This is a genomic window from Candidatus Desulfofervidus auxilii (assembly GCF_001577525.1).
Lineage (GTDB): Bacteria > Desulfobacterota > Desulfofervidia > Desulfofervidales > Desulfofervidaceae > Desulfofervidus > Desulfofervidus auxilii.
Genome location: NZ_CP013015.1, coordinates 39,973 through 64,176, shown reverse-complemented (window position 1 = coordinate 64,176; position 24,204 = coordinate 39,973). Strand labels below are relative to the sequence as shown.

Annotated in this window: 25 protein-coding genes and 1 pseudogene; 2 read left to right on the top strand and 24 right to left on the bottom strand. The window is 37.9% G+C overall.

What is annotated here, in order from left to right:
- Positions 1–4: 4 nt before the first annotated feature.
- From HS1_RS00295 to rph, 18 genes and pseudogenes are all read right to left on the bottom strand, one after another.
- Complete coding sequence (locus HS1_RS00295; RefSeq protein ID WP_066060152.1) at positions 5–937, bottom strand: LysM peptidoglycan-binding domain-containing protein; 933 nt, start codon at positions 935–937, stop codon at positions 5–7.
- 3 nt (positions 938–940) lie between these two features.
- Entirely contained in the window at positions 941–2,014 is a 1,074-nt protein-coding gene (gene secF, locus HS1_RS00290; RefSeq protein ID WP_066060150.1) for a protein translocase subunit SecF, read from the bottom strand.
- Between the two features lie 9 nt (positions 2,015–2,023).
- Complete coding sequence (gene secD, locus HS1_RS00285) at positions 2,024–3,622, bottom strand: protein translocase subunit SecD (RefSeq protein ID WP_066060149.1); 1,599 nt, start codon at positions 3,620–3,622, stop codon at positions 2,024–2,026.
- A 16-nt stretch (positions 3,623–3,638) separates the two neighbouring features.
- Positions 3,639–3,980, bottom strand: a complete 342-nt coding sequence (gene yajC, locus HS1_RS00280; protein WP_066060147.1) for a preprotein translocase subunit YajC — start codon at positions 3,978–3,980, stop codon at positions 3,639–3,641.
- Entirely contained in the window at positions 3,961–5,124 is a 1,164-nt protein-coding gene (gene tgt, locus HS1_RS00275; RefSeq protein ID WP_066060146.1) for a tRNA guanosine(34) transglycosylase Tgt, read from the bottom strand. Before tgt ends, yajC begins: the two co-directional genes overlap by 20 nt.
- Positions 5,105–6,163, bottom strand: a complete 1,059-nt coding sequence (gene queA / locus HS1_RS00270; RefSeq protein ID WP_066060144.1) for a tRNA preQ1(34) S-adenosylmethionine ribosyltransferase-isomerase QueA — start codon at positions 6,161–6,163, stop codon at positions 5,105–5,107. The genes tgt and queA overlap by 20 nt, the downstream gene beginning before the upstream one ends.
- Positions 6,164–6,272: 109 nt before the next feature.
- Positions 6,273–6,614, bottom strand: coding sequence for a hypothetical protein (locus HS1_RS00265; protein ID WP_066060142.1), 342 nt, complete (start codon positions 6,612–6,614; stop codon positions 6,273–6,275).
- A 380-nt stretch (positions 6,615–6,994) separates the two neighbouring features.
- Positions 6,995–7,186: pseudogene (locus HS1_RS13825) on the bottom strand (class I SAM-dependent methyltransferase); the annotation flags it as partial.
- A gap of 28 nt (positions 7,187–7,214) precedes the next feature.
- Positions 7,215–8,060: a type II CAAX endopeptidase family protein gene (locus HS1_RS00255; protein ID WP_082757513.1), complete on the bottom strand. Its 846-nt coding sequence runs from the start codon at positions 8,058–8,060 to the stop codon at positions 7,215–7,217.
- Between the two features lie 215 nt (positions 8,061–8,275).
- Positions 8,276–8,980 (bottom strand): 16S rRNA (cytidine(1402)-2'-O)-methyltransferase, encoded by a 705-nt coding sequence (rsmI, locus tag HS1_RS00250; RefSeq protein WP_066060138.1) that lies wholly within the window; start codon positions 8,978–8,980, stop codon positions 8,276–8,278.
- Positions 8,964–9,329: a YraN family protein gene (locus HS1_RS00245; protein WP_066060134.1), complete on the bottom strand. Its 366-nt coding sequence runs from the start codon at positions 9,327–9,329 to the stop codon at positions 8,964–8,966. Before HS1_RS00245 ends, rsmI begins: the two co-directional genes overlap by 17 nt.
- Positions 9,310–10,779, bottom strand: a complete 1,470-nt coding sequence (locus tag HS1_RS00240; RefSeq protein WP_066060133.1) for an Rne/Rng family ribonuclease — start codon at positions 10,777–10,779, stop codon at positions 9,310–9,312. Before HS1_RS00240 ends, HS1_RS00245 begins: the two co-directional genes overlap by 20 nt.
- Positions 10,776–13,256 carry a TIGR03960 family B12-binding radical SAM protein gene (locus HS1_RS00235; RefSeq protein ID WP_066060131.1) on the bottom strand — a complete coding sequence of 827 codons (2,481 nt, stop codon included), beginning with the start codon at positions 13,254–13,256 and terminating at the stop codon, positions 10,776–10,778. Before HS1_RS00235 ends, HS1_RS00240 begins: the two co-directional genes overlap by 4 nt.
- Complete coding sequence (locus HS1_RS00230) at positions 13,256–13,924, bottom strand: histidinol phosphate phosphatase domain-containing protein (RefSeq protein WP_281178318.1); 669 nt, start codon at positions 13,922–13,924, stop codon at positions 13,256–13,258. Before HS1_RS00230 ends, HS1_RS00235 begins: the two co-directional genes overlap by 1 nt.
- A gap of 29 nt (positions 13,925–13,953) precedes the next feature.
- Entirely contained in the window at positions 13,954–14,448 is a 495-nt protein-coding gene (locus HS1_RS00225; protein ID WP_066060129.1) for a bifunctional nuclease family protein, read from the bottom strand.
- Positions 14,449–14,467: 19 nt separating this feature from the next.
- Positions 14,468–15,796 carry a tRNA (N6-isopentenyl adenosine(37)-C2)-methylthiotransferase MiaB gene (gene miaB, locus HS1_RS00220; protein ID WP_066060127.1) on the bottom strand — a complete coding sequence of 443 codons (1,329 nt, stop codon included), beginning with the start codon at positions 15,794–15,796 and terminating at the stop codon, positions 14,468–14,470.
- Between the two features lie 190 nt (positions 15,797–15,986).
- The gene (locus tag HS1_RS00215) at positions 15,987–16,613 is read right to left on the bottom strand and encodes an XTP/dITP diphosphatase (RefSeq protein WP_066060124.1); all 627 of its coding nucleotides are present in this window, start codon (positions 16,611–16,613) and stop codon (positions 15,987–15,989) included.
- A complete protein-coding gene (rph, locus tag HS1_RS00210; RefSeq protein WP_066060123.1) occupies positions 16,585–17,331 on the bottom strand; it encodes a ribonuclease PH in 747 nt (248 codons plus the stop codon). Before rph ends, HS1_RS00215 begins: the two co-directional genes overlap by 29 nt.
- 5 nt (positions 17,332–17,336) lie before the next feature.
- Here rph and tsaD point away from each other — a divergent pair, with 5 nt between their 5' ends.
- On the top strand, positions 17,337–18,413 hold the full coding sequence (tsaD, locus tag HS1_RS00205; protein ID WP_281178317.1) for a tRNA (adenosine(37)-N6)-threonylcarbamoyltransferase complex transferase subunit TsaD: 1,077 nt from the start codon (positions 17,337–17,339) through the stop codon (positions 18,411–18,413).
- Complete coding sequence (gene rsmA / locus HS1_RS00200; protein ID WP_066060118.1) at positions 18,386–19,228, top strand: 16S rRNA (adenine(1518)-N(6)/adenine(1519)-N(6))-dimethyltransferase RsmA; 843 nt, start codon at positions 18,386–18,388, stop codon at positions 19,226–19,228. The genes tsaD and rsmA overlap by 28 nt, the downstream gene beginning before the upstream one ends.
- A gap of 30 nt (positions 19,229–19,258) precedes the next feature.
- Here the strand turns inward: rsmA and HS1_RS00195 are convergent, their stop codons facing one another.
- The 6 genes from HS1_RS00195 to HS1_RS00170 form a co-directional block, all read right to left on the bottom strand.
- The gene (locus tag HS1_RS00195) at positions 19,259–19,984 is read right to left on the bottom strand and encodes a PAS domain-containing protein (protein ID WP_066060117.1); all 726 of its coding nucleotides are present in this window, start codon (positions 19,982–19,984) and stop codon (positions 19,259–19,261) included.
- A 5-nt stretch (positions 19,985–19,989) separates the two neighbouring features.
- Positions 19,990–20,367 (bottom strand): preQ(1) synthase, encoded by a 378-nt coding sequence (gene queF / locus HS1_RS00190; RefSeq protein WP_066060115.1) that lies wholly within the window; start codon positions 20,365–20,367, stop codon positions 19,990–19,992.
- A 9-nt stretch (positions 20,368–20,376) separates the two neighbouring features.
- The gene (locus HS1_RS00185; protein WP_066060113.1) at positions 20,377–20,676 is read right to left on the bottom strand and encodes an FmdB family zinc ribbon protein; all 300 of its coding nucleotides are present in this window, start codon (positions 20,674–20,676) and stop codon (positions 20,377–20,379) included.
- A 1-nt stretch (position 20,677) separates the two neighbouring features.
- Entirely contained in the window at positions 20,678–21,964 is a 1,287-nt protein-coding gene (hemL, locus tag HS1_RS00180) for a glutamate-1-semialdehyde 2,1-aminomutase (RefSeq protein WP_066060111.1), read from the bottom strand.
- Positions 21,965–22,021: 57 nt separating this feature from the next.
- Entirely contained in the window at positions 22,022–22,729 is a 708-nt protein-coding gene (locus tag HS1_RS00175; protein ID WP_066060108.1) for a metallophosphoesterase family protein, read from the bottom strand.
- A gap of 72 nt (positions 22,730–22,801) precedes the next feature.
- Entirely contained in the window at positions 22,802–24,169 is a 1,368-nt protein-coding gene (locus HS1_RS00170; RefSeq protein WP_066060106.1) for a phosphomannomutase/phosphoglucomutase, read from the bottom strand.
- Between the last annotated feature and the right edge of the window lie 35 nt (positions 24,170–24,204).

Sequence of the window (24,204 nt, the reverse complement as noted above, 5' to 3'; positions counted from 1 at the left end):
AAGACTATTTTGCCACTCCTACTATATCTCCTGTATGAAATGGTCTTTTTGATTCCAAAATCATGGCCGTGGCTGTTTGGGGTGTAGTGTGAATAATCAATATCTTTCCTATAAAAAGAGGAGGCAGGTTTTCTGCCTCTTTACGAAAGACATCTAATGTTTGTCCTATCTTAAGACCCTGATTTTCTCCAGCATCTATATAAAGAACATCAGGCCACGCTATCTCTGAAATTTCACCTTTAGTAGCAACCACCCAGGCCTTTAAAGATGGTGGTTTTTCTTTACAAAGAGAAAATGGCTTGGGAGGTTGATATGGTTTAAGAAAATCGCCAACATAGATAACGTCATAAGAACGAATAATTTTTGCCTCAGCTACCTGAGGATAAATCTTAGTAACCTTAACAGCTCCTAATATTTCATGAAGATAGCCAATCTGCTGCTTGGTAATAGGATGAAGAATTGGCGGTGAAATACGAAAGATAGTCCAAACCGACCCTACTTTTGGTTTAGATGCTGATTGGAATTTGACATAAATTACATCTCCTTCACCCAACACAACTTTATCTTCTCCTATTGCCTTTATAATCTCACCACTATGTTTCTCAGGGGAAAGTGAAAGATAACCAGCCGCCTCACGATAGCGCCAATCCAAGAGAAATTTTTTTCTTTTTTTCAGTTTTACTTCTTTTTTTATCTCTTTTGCTGCCTTAACCAGTTCTTCAGGGGTTTCCTTTAAACACAAAACATCACCCGGATATATCCAATGAGGGTTAGTCACATGAGGATTGATCTGCCATAGTTTAGGCCATAAGTAGGGATTATGATAATAATGGTCACAAATATCCCAAAGTGTATCTCCCTTTTTTACCACATGAAGTTCATCTGCCCATACCTGAATACCTGATACCAAAACCAATACACAAATAATCCATCTCATTTTTTACCTCACCTTTATTTTTTTATACATCCTAGCAAAGAGTTGTTTCTTTTCAAGTGCAGTAAGCACTGGAGAGGCAATAAAAATTGAAGAATAAGTGCCTACAGTTATACCTATTAGGAGTGCAAAGGCAAAGTTATGGATGACACCTCCTCCCAAAAAATAAAAAGCCAGTAAAGGGAAAAATGTAGTGCCTGAGGTAAGAATAGTTCTACTTAAAGTCTCATTAATACTGCGGTTAATTATAGAAGCTAAACCCTCTTTGGTTGCTTTTCTTATATTTTCTCTAATACGGTCAAATACCACTATGGTGTCATTAAGAGAATAACCCATAATGGTAAGCAAAGCAGCTATAATTAATAAATCTATCTCTTTATTGCATAGAGAAAAAACACCCACTGTGATAAACACATCATGGATAATGGCCAAAACTGCTCCTAAGGCAAAACGTAATCTTAAAAGAGCATATAATATGAGAGTAGCTATAAAGGCAATGACCACTAAGAAAGAAAGAGAAACTTTAAGTAAAGAAAAAATATACAATATAGCTAAAAGGCAAGTAGCCATAATAGCACTGGTACCCCATTTCATTTCAAACCGTCCCGAGATATAGATCCCAATAAGCAAAATAGCATAAAAAAGAGCTAAAAGGGCCTTTTCTCTCAAATCCTTACCTACTTTGGGTCCAACCATTTCCACTCTACGAATTTTCACCACACCCTTCCCTAGTTTCTCTTCCAACGTTTTTTTTAACAATTCTGAAATTCGTTGTAAAGCACCTGAAGTAGTTTGGGTACGAACCAAATATTCATGGCTTTGTGTTGAGCCAAACTGTTGAATGGTCACGCCTTTAAGGTTAGTCTTTTTTATAGCCCCTCTGATGTCATCAGCAGTTACAGGTTTGTTAAATTTTATCTGAATAATAGTGCCCCCAGCAAAATCAATGCCATACTGAGGGCCACCTTTCATGATAAGAGAAATCAAACCCAATAAAATTAAAAGTCCGGAGAGACTTAAGGCCCATTTCCTTAATCTGATAAAGTCAATATTAACACCTGGCTTAATTATTTCCCACATCCTTTCCTCCTAAATGCTCAAGCGCTTCAAGTTGAGGACATAAAATAAATAATCAAAAATCACCTTACACATAAAAATAGCAGTAAACATATTAGCTATAATACCCAAACTCAAGGTAACAGCGAATCCTCTTATAGGACCGGTGCCAAATTGAAATAAAATCAAGGCAGTTATTAAAGTAGTAATATTAGCATCAAAAATGGTCCAAAAGGCCTTTCGATAACCTGCTTCTGTGGCTGCGCGTGGTGTTCTTCCTAAGCGCAATTCTTCCCGAATCCGCTCAAAGATAAGGACATTGGCATCAACACCCATCCCAATAGTCAAAGCAATACCTGCAATGCCAGGAAGAGTTAATGTAGCCTGAAAAAATGCTAACCCAGCCAGCAACAAAAGTAAATTAACAATGAGGGCAGTATCAGCAATAATGCCAGAAAGTCCGTAATAAATGGCTATAAAGACTACAACCAAAATACCTCCTACAATAGATGCCTTTACTCCCTTACGAATAGAATCCTGCCCTAATGAGGGACCTACAGTCCGTTCTTCTAAAATTTCAACAGGTGCTGGTAATGCACCAGCACGTAATACCACTGCCAAGTCCTTAGCCTCCTCCATAGTGAAATTGCCTGTTATTCGTGCCTCACCACTAGGTATTTTTTCTTTAATTACAGGAGCAGAATGCACTTTATTGTCCAGGATGATAGCCAAACGTTTACCCACATTGGCCTCAGTAATACGGGCAAAAATTCTGGCCCCTTGTTTATTAAAACTAATGGCCACATAAGGTTCATTTAATTCGGGGTCAATGAGCACCCTCGCATCAGCAATATAATCACCGGTAATAAGAGTCCGCCTCTTAATTAAATAAGGGACTTTTATCCTGGTATGAGTAAGTTTATCTTCCTGAATTCCATAAAGAATTTCATCCTCTGGGGGAATATTTCCTTTTAAGGCCTTTTCTAAACTGTGCTCATCGTCTACCAGTTTAAATTCAAGCCTAGCCGTCTTACCAATGATATTAATTGCCCGCTGGGGGTCTTTTATCCCAGGTAATTGCACTAAGACCCGCTCTCTCCCCTGTAACCGAATATCTGGTTCTGCTACGCCAAATTGGTCTATGCGGTTACGAATAGTTTCTAAGGCCTGACTAACAGCCATGCGTTTAATCTGCTCACTCCGCTCTGATTTCAAGTTTAGTTGAACAAGCTGTAATCTTTCCTTGGTAGACTTTGATTTCCATTCTAAATCGGGGTATTTTTCTTCTATAATTTTTCTTAACCTTTCTAAATCTGTTTGACGGACTAAAGTTACCTTAATCTGATTTAAACCCTCTCTTTTTACTTCAAGATAAGGAATCTTTCCTTCTTTCAATTCACCTTCTATCTCTGTAGCCAGATTATCTACAGAAGCCTTCACTGCATCTTCAGCCTTCACTTCTAAAACCAGATGAATGCCTCCCTTAAGGTCTAATCCTAGATGAATTTTATTTTGTGGTAAAATACCCCCCCACCAACTTGGGAGTTCAGCTACAAAGGTAGGAACTAAATATAATGCCGCCCATAATAACACGCCTAGCACAATCAGAATTCGCCACTTAAGCCCCTTCATTTTTACCTCATATATTTTATTTCTTTTCTATCTCTGGTTTCAAAAGACCCGCTACATGATTTTTAGTAATTTTTACTTTAATGTTGTCTGGTGGTAACTCAAGGGTTACTACTGTGTCAGAAACATTAAGTATACGCCCATGTAGACCACCAGCAGTAACTACCCAATCTCCCTTTTTTAGATTTTGAAGCAACATCCTGTGTTTCTTAGCCTGTTTTTGTTGGGGACGAATGAGTAAAAAATAAAATACCACAAAGATTAAAATAAGAGGAATAAAGGCTGCAAAAGCATTTCCTCCTCCTTCCCCTTTGGGAGGTGGTCCCATTGCCCAAGCTAGATTAAACAAGGTTATCCACATACTTATTTCCCTCCTTTAATTGATTTCGTCTTTCATAAAATGTTTTTCTAAATTGTGCAAGACATCCACTTAGAATTGCTTGTCTTATTTGACGCATAAAACTAACAAAATAATAAATATTGTGATAGCTGTTGAGGCGATAAGCTAATAATTCCTTGGTTATAAAAAGGTGTCGGAGATAGGCCCGACTGTAATGACGGCAAACATAACAATCACAATTCTCATCTATGGGGCGTTTATCATCTGCATAACAACTGTGACGGATAACTAACGGGCCAAAGGAAGTAAATAAAGTGCCTGTGCGGGCATGACGTGTGGGCACCACACAATCAAACATATCTATTCCCCGCCATACAGCCTCTATAATATCTTCTGGGAGCCCAATACCCATAGCATAACGTGGTTGATTTTGAGGAAGGGTCTCATTGGCTATTTCTATAGCCTCCCAGGTTTTCTCTTTTGGTTCTCCTACACTCAATCCACCAATAGCATAACCATCAAATCCTATCTCAGTGAGCAATTTAGCCCCTTGACGCCTCAAATTTGGATAAAAACTTCCCTGAACAATGCCAAACAGGGCTTGTTTAGAAGAACAATGAGCTTCCTTACACCGCTTTGCCCAGCGTAAGGTTAAAGCCAAAGATTTCTGGGCATAATCATAATCTACAGGATAGGGTAAGCATTCATCAAAACACATAATAATATCTGCCCCTAACGCTTCTTGAAAGGCAGTTACTTTTTCTGGTGTCAAAAAATGCAAAGAACCATCGATATGAGAACGAAAAGTTGCCCCTTCTTCCCTAATTTCCCGTTTAGCAGCCAGACTATAAATTTGGAATCCTCCACTATCTGTCAAAATAGGACCATCCCAGTGCATAAAATGATTTAATCCTTCAAATTTAGCAATTAGCTCTATACCTGGTCGTAAATAGAGATGATAGGTATTGGCCAAAATGATTTCCACTCCTATTTCTTTTAAATCTTCAGAAGTAAGTGATTTTATACTGGCTAGGGTACCCACTGGCATAAAAACCGGTGTCCGAATGAGACCATGCTGGGTCTTAAGAATGCCTGCTCGGGCTGCACCATCTTGGGCTTGAATAGCAAACTCCAAGGCAGGGGTGTTAAAAGATGAACATGACATCGCCATAACTATAAAACCGATACCGTTTTTTTATCGCCTCTAGATAGGCATTTAAAATCCGTTCTCTTCCAGCAAAGGCTGAAACCAACATGACTAAAGTAGATTTAGGTAAATGAAAGTTGGTAATCATGGCTTGCACTATCTTAAACTGATACCCAGGAAAAATAAATAAATCGCATATACCACAACCTGGTTGGATTTTCCCATATCTAGTCATTAAATATTCCAGAAGCCTAGTAGTGGTAGTGCCTACAGCCACAATCTTTTTACCAGCTTCAAAGGCCTTGTTCAACTGTTGAGCGGTCTCTTCTTTCAATTCATAATATTCTCCATGCATTTTATGCTTACGAATATCATCTACTTTAACAGGAATAAAAGTCCCATAACCCACATGGAGGGTAACCCGGACTATCTCTACACCTTTTTGCCTCAAGGCAGTTAATATTTTGGGAGTAAAATGAAGTCCAGCTGTAGGAGCAGCTATTGCCCCCTCCTTAGTAGCATACACGGTTTGATAATCTCTCCTATCCTCTGGTTTATCTTCTCTCTTTATATAAGGAGGTAATGGCATATGACCAATATTAAATAAGGTTTCTCGAAAAGACCTCTTAGCATAAAAACACAATTTTGCCTTTCCCTCTTTATAATCCAAAACTTCTGCCTTTAGCCCATCTTCAAAATAAATAACTTGACCTAGTCTTGGAGGACGGGAGGCCTTCAAAAGGGCACCGGTAATAACTACTTTTTTCTCCCCCTCTAGGGGATTAAAATCCAACAATAATACCTCTACTTTCCCTCCGGTTTCTTTCTTACCAAAGAGACGGGCTGGGATCACCTTGGTATCATTTATCACTAATACATCATTGCTCCCTAAATAATTCACAATATGCCTAAACTCACTATGGACTATCTTACCAGTATGCCGATTTAAGATTAAAAGCCTAGCCTTATCTCTTTGGGGCAAGGCCTCCTGAGCAATGAGTTCTTTAGGTAAGGGATAATCGTAACTAGAAAGTTTGTATAGCCATTCTTTCTCCATCTCCACACTCCTGAGTGCATTACAGGGCAGTCCAAATAGTCTTTTAAGATAAAATCAAGTAAGTGCCGTTAATTACCAAATTAGATATAATTTTTTAACTTTTTCTTTTTCATGTCAACCAACCCGAAATAATTGAGGCCACTTTCACACCGATAATCACAAACAAAGCTATTATAAAAGTTTCTATCCCTGCTTTTAAACTGATCTCCTTCATAAAAAGTGCAGCACCGACATCTGTCAATACGCAAAATCCTAAGGCTGCGATTAATCCATATTGCCTAAAAATTAAAACCATGGCTATAGTTAACGGCAATGATAATATTGTCCCTATGACAGCCACTTGAACTATGTTTGTTTGAGTAGCTCTTGTTATAACATTGGTCATTCCCGCCATCCTGGGACATACAATGAACAATGCAAATGCAACCGACACTATCAATAATGAATGCATTTTACCTCCTCTCACCAACAGAACTTTTATTTTTTATACTTTATCACTTATTTCTAAATTTTCTTGGATATACCTTAAATCTGCCTCTCTTTCAATAAAGGTGAGAAAATACATTTAAGGGGTAGTGTTTTGTGGATAAAAGGAGTTTGCGAAACAAATTTAAGGAAATCTGTGATTTTCCTTTTATCTGCTGTTATATGACCCGAACGGACTGAGGGCGAGGAGCGAAACGACGCAGAGTTCCGAACCCCGCCAAAAGATTCTTTACTCATATCTATCCCTCTTTAAATTTACTCTTACTCATTTGATCAGGCTTTCTAAAGTTCACAGTATAATTCTTTTTCTTGCCGTAGCTCTCGACGAATTCAAACCCCTGCTTTTCAGCCAAAGAGCAGACCCGACAAAGGTAAAAAGTCAGGGTCTCCTGGCTGTTCTGTGATGGATAATAGACCAGATGGCTTTAGGATTCTGTAGATAGCATCTAAACACCTTTCTTTATCTGAAACTTCACCTAAAACTGCGACAAGAAAAACAACATCAAATTCATTCTCATCAAACGGAAGATCAACAGCATCTCCCTTTCTCTGCTGATCTCATTTGTCAGCCTCTTATATTCTGGGTCAAAGTTTTCGGTCCAAAAATGAGCGTTACTACCATTGATAGGATAATAATCAAAATCAGACTATATAGCCTGCCTTGCTCTCTCAATGGAATGAGATTTCCACTGAAATTGCACATGAAATGGAAGAAGATAGCGGACAAGGTGCTGCGGTTGGTGTTGTTGTAAATCCAGGTGAATAGAATTGAAAGAAAGATTGGGCTGAAAATAAACGTCCAGAAATCCAATGTGCCAAATTTTAACACATCGTGCTGCCATTGTCCTTTCATAAAGAAAAGGGGAAGATGCCACAATGCCCATACCACGCCCAAGATAAGGCTTGAGAAAAGAGCATTATATCTCGCCTGCAGGCCATCTAGAGCATAACCACGCCAGCCCAGCTCTTCCGGTAATGGTCCATAGAGCAGGATAAAAACGGCAAAAGGAAGAATTCTCCATGGTTCAAACAGCAGATTTCTGGCTGTTTCAAACTCTGGCCACGGTGAGCCTGCAAGAACGCTTAACAGAAGGGCAAGAGTGTTCAGCACAGGAAATGTGAGCCAGATAACCAGATGCCATCTTTTACCAATCCGCCTGATGTCAAATACGCGCTGCCAGTAATCTCGCCATTGTTCTTTATCATGAGCGCGAGAGATTAAGATGATTTCCGCAATTGCAGGGCCGAACAATCCAAGGGCACCGAGAATTATTGCTGGGAATGCAAAAACATTCCAGCCCAGCAATATAACCCACATCCAGAAAAACCATGAAATACCAAGGGCTAGAGTAAAAAACTTCCAGGGATTTGCTTTTGAGATTCTTACGCTCATTTTATTTACTTCTTTCATTCATTCATTACCATTTTAAAGGCGGGGGTCGGAATTTCATATCACGTCAGATTGTGTGATAATCCTTGAAAAATAATAAAATATTGATATCATTTTGGCAAGAAAAAATAATAAGAGGGAAATATGAAGTATATTCAGGGCGTCCCCACCTGTCTGCGGGCAGGGGCAGACAGGCCTGCCTGTCGGCAGACAGGTATCCAAAAATCAATCGCGGATTAATCAGTCACAGATTTAGCCTTTCCAGCCACAATCACAGTAATTTCTCCTTTGACTTCTCTTTCCCTCCACTGTGGCCAAAGTTCTATTGTTTTACCCCTAACAATCTCCTCATGGAATTTGGTTAATTCTCTAGCAATAACTATCTCTCTTTGAGGAAAAATTTCAGCCAATATTTCTAAGGTCTTTTTAAAACGATATGGAGAGTCATAAAATACAATAGCATAAGGAGTCTCTTTAAGTCTAAGTAATAACTTTTTACGTCGATTTGGCCGTTGAGGAAGAAATCCTAAAAAAACAAAGGGCTGGATAGGTAAACCACAAACACTAAGGGCAGTAATTAAAGCCGAAGGCCCGGGTAAAGGAACTATCTTTATTCCCATTTGAAAGCTCAAATTTACCAAATGCACACCTGGGTCTGAAATACAAGGAGTCCCTGCATCAGAAACTATAGCTACATTTTTCCCCTTTTTAAGTAGTTCTAAAATTTTCTTACCTTGCTTTTCTTTATTCTCTTCACGATAACTTAACATAGGTCTTTTTATCCCATAATGAGATAGTAATTTTCTTGTTTTCCTGGTATCTTCGGCCACGATTAAATCTACTGTTTTTAAAATACGAAGGGCTCGCAAGGTAATATCTTCAAGGTTACCAATAGGTGTGGCTATTACATAAAGGGTGCCAGACTCACAGACTGTAGGCATTACGTATAAGCTCTATTTTATCATTATCTATGGCTATAACATCAAATCTTGCCTTTACATCTTCTTTACAGTGTCTTCTCAAATAATATAAGGCAACTTTGGCTATTTTCTGCTTTTTATGTTTATCTATGGCTTCCTTAGCCAGGCCAAAATAATTGTTAGACCTAGTTTTTACTTCTATAAAAACAATAGTATCTTTTTCTAAAGCAATAATATCTATTTCTCCTAATTTATTACCATAATTAGTAGTAATAATCTTATAACCTTGTTTTTGCAAAAATCTTTTGGCTAATACTTCTCCCTTCTCTCCTATATCGTGTTTTTTTTCACTAAATTTCCAAAATTTCATAATTTTCTATATGAAAGGAGGGTTCCGGTATAAAATCAATTTTTTTCTTTAGAGAACTTATTGTTTGTTTCCAAATCACACTCTCTTTTTGTTTGATGTATTTGATTAAATCTGGGTGAGCCTTAATAGCTATTTTGGACTTCAAGGTATGCAGATGTTCTAGTTCGCTTAGAATTTCATAAAAAACTGTTCTTTTTGATTTCACATATCCCCTACCCTGACAATACGGACAAGATTCACAAAGTGAGTGTAGTAATCCTTCACGGGTGCGTTTGCGGGTCATCTCTACCAATCCCAATTCAGACATTTGAAATATACGAGTTTTGCTCCGGTCTCGTTTCAATGCCTTATCCAAAGCCCCCAATACCTTTTCCCGATTACTTTCCTTCTGCATATCAATAAAATCAATAATGATAATGCCTCCAAGGTCTCTTAGTCTTAATTGACGCACAATTTCTTGAACAGCTTCTAAATTAGTCTTCACAATAGTTTCTTCAAGGTTATTCTCTCCTACGAATCGCCCTGTATTCACATCAATGGCCACCAGTGCTTCTGTTTCTTCAATGACAATGTAACCACCTGATTTCAACCTCACCTGAGGGCGTAAGACCTGAGGAAGAACATTCTCTATTCCTAATTTATGAAATAAGAATTGGTCTTCCTGATATAACTCAATGAAGTGTTGAAGATGAGGTACAAATTCTTGAGCGTAGGCTATCAACCTCTTATAGGCATCTAGGGAATCTACTATTAATCTTCTAGTTTGTGTGCCAAAAAAATCCCGTAAAGTCCTCACACATAAGTCCAACTCTACATGAACCAATCCTGGAAGAGAAGTATTTTTTTTCTTTTCTAAAATAAGTTCCCAAAGAGAAATCAATTTTTGCATTTCATAGATAATTTTTTCCTCTTCTACCCCCTCACTGGCAGTGCGAACAATAAAACCCATATTTTCAGGTTTAGAAGAAGCCACAATTTTTTTTAAGCGTTCTCGCTCAGTTTCATTTTCTATTCGCCTAGAGATACCAATATAATTGAAAAATGGTAAAAGCACTAAATAGTGACCAGGTATAGTAATCCGCGTAGATAGTTGTGGCCCTTTTGTACTAATAGGCTCTCTGGTAACTTGAACCAATACTTCTTGGCCTTCCTGAAGTAAGGTTTCGATTCGGTAATGCTGAGAAATACTGATTTGGTCAAATTCTCCTTCTAAATCCCAAATGTTGGGCAACACATCAGACACATAAAGAAAACCTGCTTTATCTAAGCCAATGTCCACGAAAGCAGCTTCCATCCCTGGTAAAACCCTAATTACCTTCCCACGGTAAATATTTCCTACTAAGCCTGGTTCTGCCTTTCTTTCTATATAAAACTCCACCAAGAGATTATCTTCAATCACAGCTAATCTAGTTTCATAAGGGCGAACGTTGAGTGCTAATTCTGAGGTCACAGTTCTACTCCCACCTTTAAGATATTTAATCGACACACCTCTTCTCTTTTTAAACCAAAAATAGCCATAAGGGCTTCCGTAATTTTTATACTCCCTTGAGGAGAGAGACCTAAAATAACCTCTAGTTTATTCTTATGTTTTATAGCAAGCCTCTTTACAGTCTTTTTCAAATCTACCTGTCTCTCTTTTTTATTATAGCGTGCTCGCCACACAAAACTCTCTTTTTTATGAAATTCCTCTATTTTTTCTTTATTTAAAACCAAATCTGAAAAATCTATCATAAATCTTTGGGCTGAAGGTATAGTGAGAGAAGTGTTAAGAGGAATTTCCTGGGCCCGAAGAATATGAAGGCCAAAAGGAAGGTGGGGATTGATTCTTCCAGGAAGACTCAGAGAATTATATTCACCATAAATTTCTATATCCATTACTTCTTCTAAACTCTCTACTCCTACAGGTAAGGCTATAGCAAACTTAATTTTGGGTAAAGGATGAAACCCCTTTGAATACACCAGTTTCAATCCTGCACGTTTAAAGGCACGGTGGAAGATGTTAACCAGCTCCAAATGGCCAAAAAAACGGGCATCATTTATCTTACTAAAAAATAAGCGGTATTTACGTGGATTGGTAGACTGAAAATTGGTAGAAGACGTCTGAGAGACAGTGATTGGTAACTGATAAGTAATAGGACTTATTTCTTTAAAATCACATAATCCACAATCTTGACATCCTGCATACCGGCAATCTGGGGTAATCTCCCCTCGTTGACTCTTTAATCTCTCTTGCCATAAAAACTCTGGAGAAACTCCTATATCTATCTTAGCCCAAGGTAAAAGGTCATCTTTACTCCGTTCTAAGAAATAAAAATTAGGGTCTAGTCTTGCATCTTCAAAGGCGCTTTGCCAAAGGTCAAACCTGAATCTATCTCGCCAACTATCAAACCGTGCTCCTTTTAACCAAGCACGTAGGATTACTTCATGGAGACGTCTATCTCCTCTAGAAAAAACCCCTTCTAAAAAACTTTGTTCTGGCTCATGCCACCGAATACGAAAACCATATTCCCATGCCTTTTTGCGTAAGAACCGAATCTTGCCCCTGCTTTCTTCCAAAGTAATTTGCTTTTCCCACTGAAATGGTGTGTGTGCCTTAGGCACAAATGTGGAAACACTTATAGTAATTTGAAATTTATGTCTCCCTAATCTCACTAGACGCCCAGTTAGCTCAGCAATAGCCTCAATATCTTCTTGGGTCTCACTTGGTAAACCAATCATAAAGTAAAGTTTTAAAGAGGACCATTTCCTGGTAAAAACCTCTTTAGCTGTTTCAAACAAATCTTGTTCCGTGATTTTTTTGTTAATTCGGTTACGCATCTCCTGGGTGCCTGCTTCTGGAGCCATAGTAAAACCAGTCCGTCTCACCCGGCTGATTTGGGTCATTATTTCTGGCGAAATAGTGCCCACCCGAAGACTGGGAAGACTGAGGGCTATACCTTCAGGCACTAGTTTATCCATTAAAGGTGGTAAAAGTCCCTCTAGAGTTTGGTAATCACCAATACTCAAAGAAAGTAGAGAGACCTCTTCATAACCTGTATTTTTGAGGCCCGTTTCTACTAAATCTATAACTTGCTGAGGTAAACGCTCCCGCACAGGTCTATAAATAAAACCTGCCTGACAAAACCGACATCCATGGCTGCAACCCCTAGCTACCTCAATGGAAAGCCTGTCATGAATAGGTTTGGAGTAAGGAACAATGGGAAAATTAGGAAAAGCTACCGAGTTTAAATTCTTTATCACTCGCCGTTTAACTTCATAATTAGGCACCAGTTCTTCTATCTCTTTAATACTCCCATCTAAGTGATAACGAGGATAAAAGAAAAATGGAACATAAAAACCAGGTATATGGGCTAGGTTTGTCAAAAGTTCTTCTTTAGTCCCTCTTGCTTTTTTCCATTCCAAATACACATTAGCAATTTCTAAAATAGCCTCTTCCCCATCTCCTATTAGAAATCCATCTATAAATGGACTAACAGGTTCGGGATTTACAATTACTGGTCCTCCAGCAATAACTAACGGATGTCTTTCATTCCGTTGACGAGCATATATAGGAATTCCCCCTAAATTCAATATATTTAAAACATTGGTATAAGAAAGTTCGTGTTGGATACTAAAACCAATAATATCACATTCTTTTAATGGAATTCCTGACTCCCAAGTGCTCAAAAGAATCTGGCGTTTGCGCATTAACCCTTCTAAATCCCTATCTGGAGCAAATACTCGTTCGGCCACAATCCGCTCATCTTGATTAAGAATATGGTAAAGTATTTGTAGACCCAGATGTGACATGCCAACTTCATATAAGTCAGGGAAACACAAAGCAAATTTCAACTGAACTTTAACAGGGTCTTTATGAATGCTATTTACTTCGTTCCCCAAGTATCTACTGGGGCCCACAATATAAGGGAGTAACTCTTTAAATCCCATTAAAACACTCCCCTTTTCTCTACAATTTCCCAAGCATTTTTAAGCATTTTTTCAAAATCAGTTTCATCCAGTCCTGCTCCTAAGGCTATTTTTCTAGCAAAATCCAAAGTTAAATAATCACCTGGAGCATGACCATCAGAATTGATTACCAATTTTGCTCCTATCTTTTTAGCCAATCTAGCTACATGGCCATTACTCAAACAATGTCCTTTACGCCCAGAAATCTCTAAGCAAATCCCTCGTTCTTTAGCTAAAATTACTTCTTCTTCAGTAATTAAACCTGGATGAGCTAAAATATCTATATCTGTATTTAAAGCAGCCATATTTGTGCCTGGTGCTACTGGTTCTACTAGTGTTTCACCATGGACTACAATGACTTTTGCTCCTAAGTTTCGGGCATCTTCTACCAATGATTTTATAAGAGAAGGTGGTATATGGGTCAGTTCAATGCCAGGAATAAGCTTAGGGTGAGAATTCATTCCATTCCAAGATTTAGCCGCTTTTTTTATGGCCTCCAGAATCTCTTTTAGATTAGATGTGTCGGCGTGGTCAGTGATAGCTAGAGCACCATAGCCCATCGCTTCCACTCGCCGTAATAATTCAAAGGGAATAAGCTCGCCATCACTGAAAATAGAATGAGTATGTAAATCAATCATTTTCAAAGACATATCAGAATCAGAATTTAGGGTTTCATTATTTACATTTTGTATTTACCAAAGTCATCAGATGAGAGACTCTCCAGGATCTCTGTCCATTTTTTGGCCTTAGGGTCTTTTATGCCTTCTTTCGCTCGAACTGCTTCTTTAGACTTTTCTAAAACCTTCTCTTCCACAAAAATATCCGCCTTTGCACGTAATGCTAAGGCAATAGCATCACTGGGACGAGCATCAATTTCATATTTTTTTTCAGATGTTTTTAAATGAATAACCGCATAATAAGTATTGTCACGCAAATCACACACCACTATCTTTTCCACTTTCCCATTAATAGTGTCAATCACATTTTTTAAAAGGTCGTGAGTCATGGGGCGGGGAAAATGTATATTTTCTAATTCACTGGCAATGGCAGTGGCTTCCATAATTCCGATCCAAATGGGAAGAGCCTCGTTGTTATCTATGGCCTTTAAAATTACAATAGGAGAATTAGTCACTGGGTCAACCGTTAAACCAAATACTTTCATTTGTAACAACATAATTCCTCCCTTAAAAATTTTAATCCAATATTTTTACCACCTTTCCTTTTAAAGAATGGGGTAATACTTCCTCTATAATTACCTCCACCAAATGTCCCATTAAACTCTCATCTCCTTCCACATTAACCACCCGATTACATCTAGTCCTGCCACAGAGTTGCTGACCTCGTTTACTATAGCTATCTAATAACACTTCTAACAACCTCCCTTTTTTAACCCTATTTTTTCTTTCTGTAATCGGTGCCTGTATTTCCAAAACTTCACTTAACCTTTCTGCCTTTTCTTGTTCATTTACCTTTTCAGGAAAACTAACAGCCTTTGCCGGTGGTCTATCTGAATACCTAAAAGCAAAAATAGCATCAAACTCCACTTCCTGCAAGAGAGAAATAGTATCTTTAAAATCTTTCTTTGTCTCTCCGGGAAAACCAACGATTAAATCGGTAGTAATAGAAATTTCAGGACAGGCCTTACGCAGGGCTTCTATTTTCTGTAAGTATTCACTTCTGGTATATTTTCGTCCCATTCTTTTTAAAATGCGATCTGAACCAGATTGCACAGGCAAGTGAATATGCTCACATAGGGTATCCAGGTCCGCAAAGGCTTTAATTACATCTGGTGAGATATCTTTAGGATGTGAAGTAATAAACCTCAGTCTTTTCAATCCAGGCAACTTATTTATCTTAAATAATAATTCAGAAAAACTTATCTCCTCTAACCTATCTTGCCCATAAGAATTGACATTTTGGCCTAATAGAATGATTTCTTTTATTCCCATATCTAACAGTCTTTTTGCTTCATTAATAATATTTTCACTCCTTCGACTGATTTGTCTTCCACGCACATAGGGCACAATACAATAGCTACAAAAATTATCACAGCCTTGCATAATAGTAAGGTAGGCTCTACCATACATCTTATGAGATAAAGGAAAAACATGGCAAGGGGGTTCTAACTGATAGGTGTAATCTATACAACAGATTCTATGTCCATTTTTCTTGACTTCCTCAATAAGCTCAGCCACTCTAAAAAATTGATGGGTTCCAAATACTAAATCTATATAAGGTATCCTTTTAAGGATCCTTTCCCCTTCTTTTTGAGCCACACACCCACCTACTCCAATAATCAAACCAGGGTGCCTTTTTTTAAAGGCTTTTAAACGCCCTAAAAAACTATAAACCTTTTCTTCTGCCTTTTGCCGCACAGCACAGGTATTGAGCAAAATAATATCTGCCTCCTTTAACGTTTGTGCTTGAGCATAACCTGCTTTATTCAAAATGGCACACATATACTCTGTATCATGAACATTCATTTGACAACCATAAGTTTGAATAAAAAATTTACCCTTCATATTTTTATCTTAACTTCTAAAAGAAATTTTAGCAAGAAAATGAGTACCGTCCCAGGCTGTGTGTCCTCAGACCGTGATTACTCTGAAAGAAACCCCTCAAGTCTCACCAAGTTGCTAAATTTCACTTATTCATTTCTCACTATGATTTATTGTCTCTGACATAACTTATTTTAACTTATTTGTTAGGCAATTAATGTATATTGTAGGTTTGACCCTCTGACCTTTTTAACATTTGCCTTAAAAGTGGTTTCAATTGCTTCAAGGCCATGGCCCGATGGCTAATCTGGTTTTTAATTTCTGGTTCTAGTTCGGCCATAGTTTTCCCATAAGCAGGGACAAAAAATACAGGGTCATAACCAAAACCATATGTCCCTTTTGGTTCTAAAGCAATATAGCCTTTACATTCTCCTTCAAGGGTATAACACTGACCCTTGGGGTTACAAATAGCTATTACACAGACAAACTTTGCTTGTCTTTTCTCCCAAGGCACATCTTTTAACAAAGCCAATAATTTGGCATTGTTTTGCTCATCAGTGGCTTGTTCTCCTGAAAAACGGGCTGAATATACACCAGGAGCACCCTGAAGATAATCTACCACTAAACCAGAATCGTCTGCCAACGCCCAGTGACCAGTAAAAGATGCTATTTCCTTGGCCTTAATAAGGGCATTTTCCTTAAATGTCTTGCCTGTTTCGGCTATATCTGGTAAGTTTTGGAAGTCATCAAGGGAGACCAACTCTACTTGGGACAGATCTGAAACTAATTTTTTTATTTCAGCTATCTTTCCCTTATTTCTGGTGGCTAATACCAATTTCATAGGGTAAATCCCTCAAAATTTTCTTTTGCTCTTTGATTAGTTGTTCAATGCCTTTTTTAGCTAAGGTCAATATTTTATTTAAAACAACTTCAGAAAATGGCCCTTGTTCACCAGTGGCCTGAATTTCCACAAACTCCCCATTTCCGGTCATCACTATATTGGCATCTATAGCAGCTATCATATCTTCTTGGGAATTTAAATCCAAAACAACTTCTTTTTCTACCAAACCTACACTAATAGCAGCTAAATAATCTATTATGGGAAATTGCTCTATCTTATTTTTCTTTATTAGCCAATGGCAGGCATCGCATAAGGCTATAAAAGCTCCGGTGATAGACGCTGTGCGTGTACCTCCATCCGCCTGCATTACATCACAATCTATCCAGATAGTGCGTTCACCTAAACTTTCTAAATCTACTATAGACCGCAAAGAACGTCCAATCATCCGCTGAATTTCATAGGTTCTACCCTTTATCTTACCTAGTTCTGGTCTCAAATTGCGGGTATGAGTGGCCCTGGGTAACATGCTATATTCAGCCGTAACCCATCCTTTATTACTTCCCCTTAAAAAAGGGGGCACGCTTTCCTCAACTGAGGCGGTAACAATAACCTTTGTTTCTCCCAAGCTAACCAGTACTGAGCCTTCAGCATATTTATTAAAAGGCCGTATTACCGAAAAAGGCCTGATTTGGTCAAACTTACGCCCATCTTCTCTCATCCCTTATGGATTTAACACAATTAAAACAACCCTGCAATGTTGTTTATTCATTTAGTTTGCGTTATCATGGTTTTATGTTGGTTTTAGGTATTGAGACTTCTTGTGACGAAACCGCGGTGGCCATAGTAAAGGATGGAACAAAGATTGTTAGTAATCTGGTTTATTCCCAAGTAGCTATTCACCGTCCCTATGGAGGAGTAGTGCCTGAGATTGCCTCCAGAAAACATATAGAAACCATCCTTCCTCTATTAGAACAAGCCTTACATCAAAAAAATATAAAATTATCTGAAATAGATGTAATAGCCGTCACTCAAGGCCCAGGATTGGTAGGGGCACTTTTAGTAGGCATTTGTATAGCTAAGGCCATCGCCTTTGCCCTCAATAAACCTCTGGTAGCTATCAATCACTTAGAAGCCCATCTTATGGCTATATTTTTAGAACAAAAACCCCTCTTTCCTTTTATTGGCCTGGTAGTATCAGGGGGGCATACCAACCTATATTTAGCAAAAGATTTTTTAGAAATAAAGCAATTAGGGCAAACTCTAGACGATGCTGCTGGTGAGGCCTTTGATAAAGTAGCCCATATGTTAGGCTTGCCATATCCTGGGGGAATCTCTATTGAAAAACTAGCCAAAGAAGGCAGTCCCAACATAAAATTCCCTCGTCCGCTTTTAAACAAAAATAATTACCATTTTAGCTTTAGTGGGCTTAAAACAGCAGTAGCCAATTATTTACGCCATCACCCCTCTTTTTGTAAGGCCGATGTAGCGGCTTCTTTCCAACAGGCAGTTGTAGACACCTTGGTAACAAAGGCTGTGCAAGCAGTTAAAGACCATCTTTTGCCCCGTTTGGTGGTCGCTGGAGGGGTAGCCGCTAACCAATGTTTAAGAAAGAAACTCCTGGCTATAAGCCAAAAGGAAGACATAAAGGTTTATTTCCCTTCCCCTGCCCTTTGCACAGATAACGCTGCTATGGTAGCAGCTCTTGGTTATCACCATTTTAAGGCTCATAACATAGCCGATTTTGACTTTGATGCCATCTCCAGGTATCCAGTATGCCCCTTTCACCAAAAAAAGTCCTAGAAAGGTATGGATTAAAGGCCCAAAAAAAATTAGGGCAACATTTCCTTATTAATCCCTTTACCTCTGAGCAAATAGTAGAAAAATCGGGTATTGAACCTAAAGATATAGTTATTGAAATTGGGGCGGGCTTAGGGGCATTAACTATTCCTTTATCCCAGAAGGCAAAAAAGGTAATTGCCATTGAATATGATCAAAAATTAATCTTTGTATTAAAAGAAATTCTAGCTAATCATCAGTTAAAAAATATTGAAATTTGGCAAGGAGACGCCCTAAAATATGATTATGAAAAAACCGCCCATTTACATAAAACTAAAATAAAAATCATAGGCAATCTTCCCTATCATATCAGTTCACCTCTGTTATTTCTTTTTCTGGAAAAAAGGGCAGTCATTGACCAGGCTACTTTGATGTTACAAAAAGAAGTAGCTGATCGTCTTTTAGCTAAACCAGGCACCAAGGATTTTGGTATTTTAAGTGTATTATATGGATTGACTGCAAAGATTATTCCTGTTATGAATCTTGCACCCCAAAGTTTTTATCCCCCTCCTGAGGTAGATTCCCAGCTTATTAAAATAAACTGGAAAGAAGAAATTCGTTTAGAAGAAGGCTTTGTTTTTTTTCTAAAACACATCTTTTCTCAAAGGCGAAAGACTGTTTTAAATGCCTTAAAAAGACTGGGTATCAAAACAGAAAAAATAAAGCAAATTCTTTCTGACTTAAAAATAGAAACAAACACTAGACCTGAACAGATTTCTCCCCAGGATTATGTTAAGCTATATCAGAATATATATTCGCCTAAAAATAATGTGCTATAAATCTGTAAAATAAAGACAATCGCTTTATTGCTAAACTTTTATAATAATAGTAAAAAAGAGTTTCCCCTTAAAGGTAAAACTTGAAACCGAAGCCCACAAAGGAATTTTTTCCCCTCCCTTTTTAATACCTATGGCCTGCATTGTTTTTTCATTCCCCACTGAATTTTTGGAAAAACGGCATAAAACAGTTTTACTTTCAGGAATAAGTTGAGTAATAGAAATTTGGGATAGTTCTTCTTTTGTATATCCAAAAATCTTTTCAATAGCTTTATTGTTAAGATGTATTCTTAATTCTTCATTTAAAACGATAATGGCATCTTGTGATGTTTCAGAAATACTGGAAAAGTTTTTTTTAGTCTCTTTTAAGGCTGGTGTGCACGTCATAAAATCTGTTATATCACGATGAATGCACACAGCTAAATTGGCTACTGGGTGGACAACGATTTCAATGTAAGCCTCCTGACCATTAGTATCCTTGATGGTAACAAAGGCTCTTGCTGGCTTTCCTGTTTTAAAGGCTTTTTTTAGTGGATATCTAAATCCATAAGTTTCACAGGTCTCAGTGTAAAAAAGACTTTTTGCTATTTCATAACATTTTTTCCCTCTTATCTGCTCTTTATCCAAACCAATCTTTTTTAAAACCGCTAGATTGGCATCAATTATACTTCCTTCCTCATCTATTATAAAAATAAAATCCCGAATATCATCAAAGATTTTTCCCCACAACTCAATGGGATCCCCTTGAGCCTTTTCCATGAAGATCAATTTCCTTCTGAAGAAACCTTGATGATTGTTTTTACATTACCCCTGGGATTAAAATCCCCTATTACTTCTAAAAATCGTGGTTTTAAAAGTGCATAAAGTTCCGCATAAATCTTATTTGTAGCCTCCTCATGTGAGAGATATACACTCCGATATTTATTTAAATATAGCTTAAGTGATTTTAACTCTATAATGTATTTATCTGGAATATATTTAATTCTGATAACAGCAAAATCAGGATAGCCTGAACGAGGACAAAGACAAGTAAATTCAGGAAAGGTAATTTCAATAGTATAATTTCTCTCAGGGCAGGGATTTGGCCAAGTCTCTAATTGAGCTTCAGCAATGGCCTTTTCACCATATTTTAATGTGGACATTTTTAATTTCTAACTCTGCTTTTTCTGAACACTCTCCTGCATTTTTTTAATCTTGTCGTGTTTTAAATATTGAGCAGCCTTATCAGCAAATTTGGCAGCATCTTTATATTTTCCCCATCTAAGATAGTCTTTAAACCGTTTCTCCACTCGCCGAATAGCTGCATCATCAGATATCTTAAAAGACACCATTGAAACCAGCCTTTTCACCTCCCCACCACAAACAGGACAAGAAGGTATAGGGTCTGTTATGCGTTGAATGGTCTCAAATACATAACCACATTTTTTACAACAAAATTCATAAATAGGCATTTCACTCTTCCTTTATCTCCTTGAAAGTATGATATACTGCCTCTATGGTTCTTTTAATATCCTCATCGGTGTGGGCAAGTGAGACAAAACTAGCTTCATAGGCCGAAGGAGCAAGATAAATACCCCGCTTTAACATCCCATAGAAATATTTAATAAACATATCACTATTGCTTTTTAAAACACTTTTATAATCTGTTACGGGCCTATCATTAAAGAAAAGGGAAAACATAGAGGCAATTTGATTGATTTGTAAAGAAATACCTGTTTCCTTAGCTGCTTGTTTAATACCTTCTGTTAACTGCTTTGTTTTTTTCTCCAATTCCTTATACACTTCAGGTCTTTGTAAGATTTTTAAGGTGGCTAATCCAGCACTCATGGCCAATGGGTTTCCAGAAAGGGTTCCTGCTTGATAAACTTGACCCTCTGGAGCAATCAGAGACATAATTTCTTTTTTCCCACCATAGGCCCCTACTGGCATACCCCCACCTATTATCTTACCCAAGCAAGTTAAATCAGGATTAATTCCATAATGCACCTGGGCTCCACCCCAACTTACCCGAAAGCCGGTAATGACTTCGTCAAAGATTAATAAACTGCCATATCTCTGAGTAACTCTGCGTAATCCTTTTAAAAAACCTTCTTCAGGTAAGACCACGCCCATATTTCCAGCTACAGGTTCCACAATAATACAGGCAATTTCCTTTCCTATTTGCACAAATACATCTTCTACACCAGAAAGATCATTATAAGGTAAAGAAATAGTATGTTTGGTCAAATCTTCTGGTACACCTGGTGAAGCAGGTATACCCAATGTGGCTAAACCAGAGCCTGCCTTTACCAAAAAACTATCGGCATGACCGTGATAGCAACCATCAAATTTAATTACTTTATCCCTTTGAGTGTAAGCTCTAGCCAGGCGCAAGGCACTCATGGTAGCCTCAGTTCCAGAATTGACCATTCTTACTTTTTCTATAGAAGGAAAGGCTTTAATAATCATCTCTGCCAGCTCTACCTCTACTTCAGTTGGTGCCCCAAAACTCGTCCCCTTTGATGCAGTATGTTTGATGGCTTCTATCACTTCCTCATGGGCATGTCCCACAATCATAGGACCCCAAGAGCACACGTAATCAATATATTCGTGACCATCTACATCATAAATTTTTGCCCCCTTTGCCCTTTCAATGAATAAAGGTTTACCCTTAACCGACCGCCAGGCCCTCACGGGACTATTCACTCCACCTGGAAGAAATTTCTGAGCCCTTTGCCATAATGCTTCTGATTTAGACATTATTGCCTCCCTTCTGATAGAAATCATACATTAAAACCCTTGATCAGGCAAGAATGGCTAAATTTCCAAAACTTCCAAATCATCTATTGTCTTAATTACAGGCTTTTCTAAATCTACAATGGCAATATTTCGCACGGGTTTATACGCATGTGAGGTGATTAAAGTAAGACAATGCTTTTCAAAAATAATGGGTTCAATATGAGGCTGATGAGCCCTAATCAAAATGTTACTTTTTAATTGCTCCATGATTCTTTTAAAGTAATCCTTACCAAAAAGTGGCCTCCCCCAAATACCACCCAGAAATTCTCCACTTCTTTCTGTAAAATCACCCCAAGTGGCCTGTTGCCAGAATTCGCTGCCTAATGGAATCTCATTTACCTCTTCTAACCCTTTGATGTCTGGAGGCACTCCGTGCACAGCTATTAAGCCATTTCCAGTAACTGCCATAAAAGGCAATAATCGGCAAATTTCTGAAAAAACTTCTCTTTCTTCAGGAGATAAACTTTCCCAAAAATCGGCAGGAGAAAAAGGTAAAATAGGATATCCTTCATGATTGCCCATTAAGAGAAAAACCTGTTTAGGTGCTTCTAATTTCTTTTGGAGTAAAAATTCTATATTTTCTCTAGAATGCTTTCCTCTATCCACATAGTCTCCCAAAAAAACCAAGGTGTAACCGGGTTTAAAATAAAACTGAAAAACCTTTTCTGTAGCTTCAAAATCACCATGAGTGTCACCTATAAAGACAGCCTTCCCCTCTTTGGGCAATTGAATTAAACGCCTTTGGGTAGTGAGTATCTCCTTAAGTTTTTCTAAATCTAAACCTTCAAAAATAGATTATCACCTCGTTTTAGTTCTAAATTGCTTTAACTTTTCTTCTACTAAATTTCTTATTTCCTGTAACCTCTTAGGAGTATAAGCTTCAAAGCGCAATACTAAAACAGGTTGGGTATTAGAAGCCCTTAGAAGTGCCCAACCGTCATCAAAAATAATCCGCACACCATCTATGGTAACTGTCTTAAAGTGTTCAGAAAAATAGGTTTGAGCTTTTTTGACTACTTCAAACTTGGATTCATCAGAGCAAGGAATTCTAATTTCAGGCGTAGAATAACTCTTTGGTAAATCAGCAATGAGTTCACTAGGTTTTTTATTTGTTTTGTCCATAATTTCTAAAAAGCGAAGTGAGACATAGATAGCATCATCAAAACCAAAGTATCTATCTGCAAAAAACAAATGCCCGCTCATTTCCCCGGCTAAAATAGCCTTTTCTTCCTTTAGTTTGTTTTTAATAAGGGAATGGCCCACCTTCCACATAATAGGCTGCCCTCCGTGCTTAGCAATGTCATCAAAGAGCAGTTGGGAGCATTTAACTTCTCCAATGATTTTTGCTCCAGGGTGAGTTTTTAAAATATCTCTGGAAAAGATTATTAATAACTGGTCTCCCCAAAGAATTTGGCCATTTTCATCAATTACTCCCAACCTATCACCATCTCCATCATAGGCAAAACCTACTTCTAGCTTTTGTTTTTTCACTATAGAAATCAAATCCTCTAAATTAGCCATCACAGTAGGGTCAGCAAAATGGTGAGGAAAACGCCCATCCACCTCACAATAAAGAGGAGTTACCTGACAATTCATAGATTCAAATAATTTTGGGGCGATTAAACCAACTACTCCATTCCCAGCATCTATGGCTATATTGTGCCTCTTTTTAATTTGAATGTTTTTTTGCATAAAATCCATGTATTCAGGTATGATTTCATAAGTATCATAAACTCCTTGTCCGGTTTCATAATCTTGGGTTTCTATAATTTTGCGTAAGGTCTGAATTTGTTCTCCAAAAATGGTTTCTTTACCCACACAGATTTTAAAACCATTATATTCAGGAGGATTATGGCTACCAGTGACAGCAATTCCTCCTTCTTTGTCTAAATGAAATATACCAAAATAGACCACTGGGGTAGGACAGATGCCCAGGTCTGTAACATCACACCCTGTGCTTAGGATACCCTTAACCAAGGCTTCTTTTAGCAAGGGTGAACTAAGTCTCCCATCTCGGCCTACCACTATCTTTTTATATCCCTTGCGCCGTAGATAACTCCCATACGCCTTACCTAGATGCGTTGTCACTTCTGGGGTTAAATCTTCCTCTACTTTTCCTCTGACATCGTATTCTCTAAAAATAAGGGGATTAAGCTCAATGCCCATTTATACCTCCTGTTTCACTAATTTTATAAAGAATG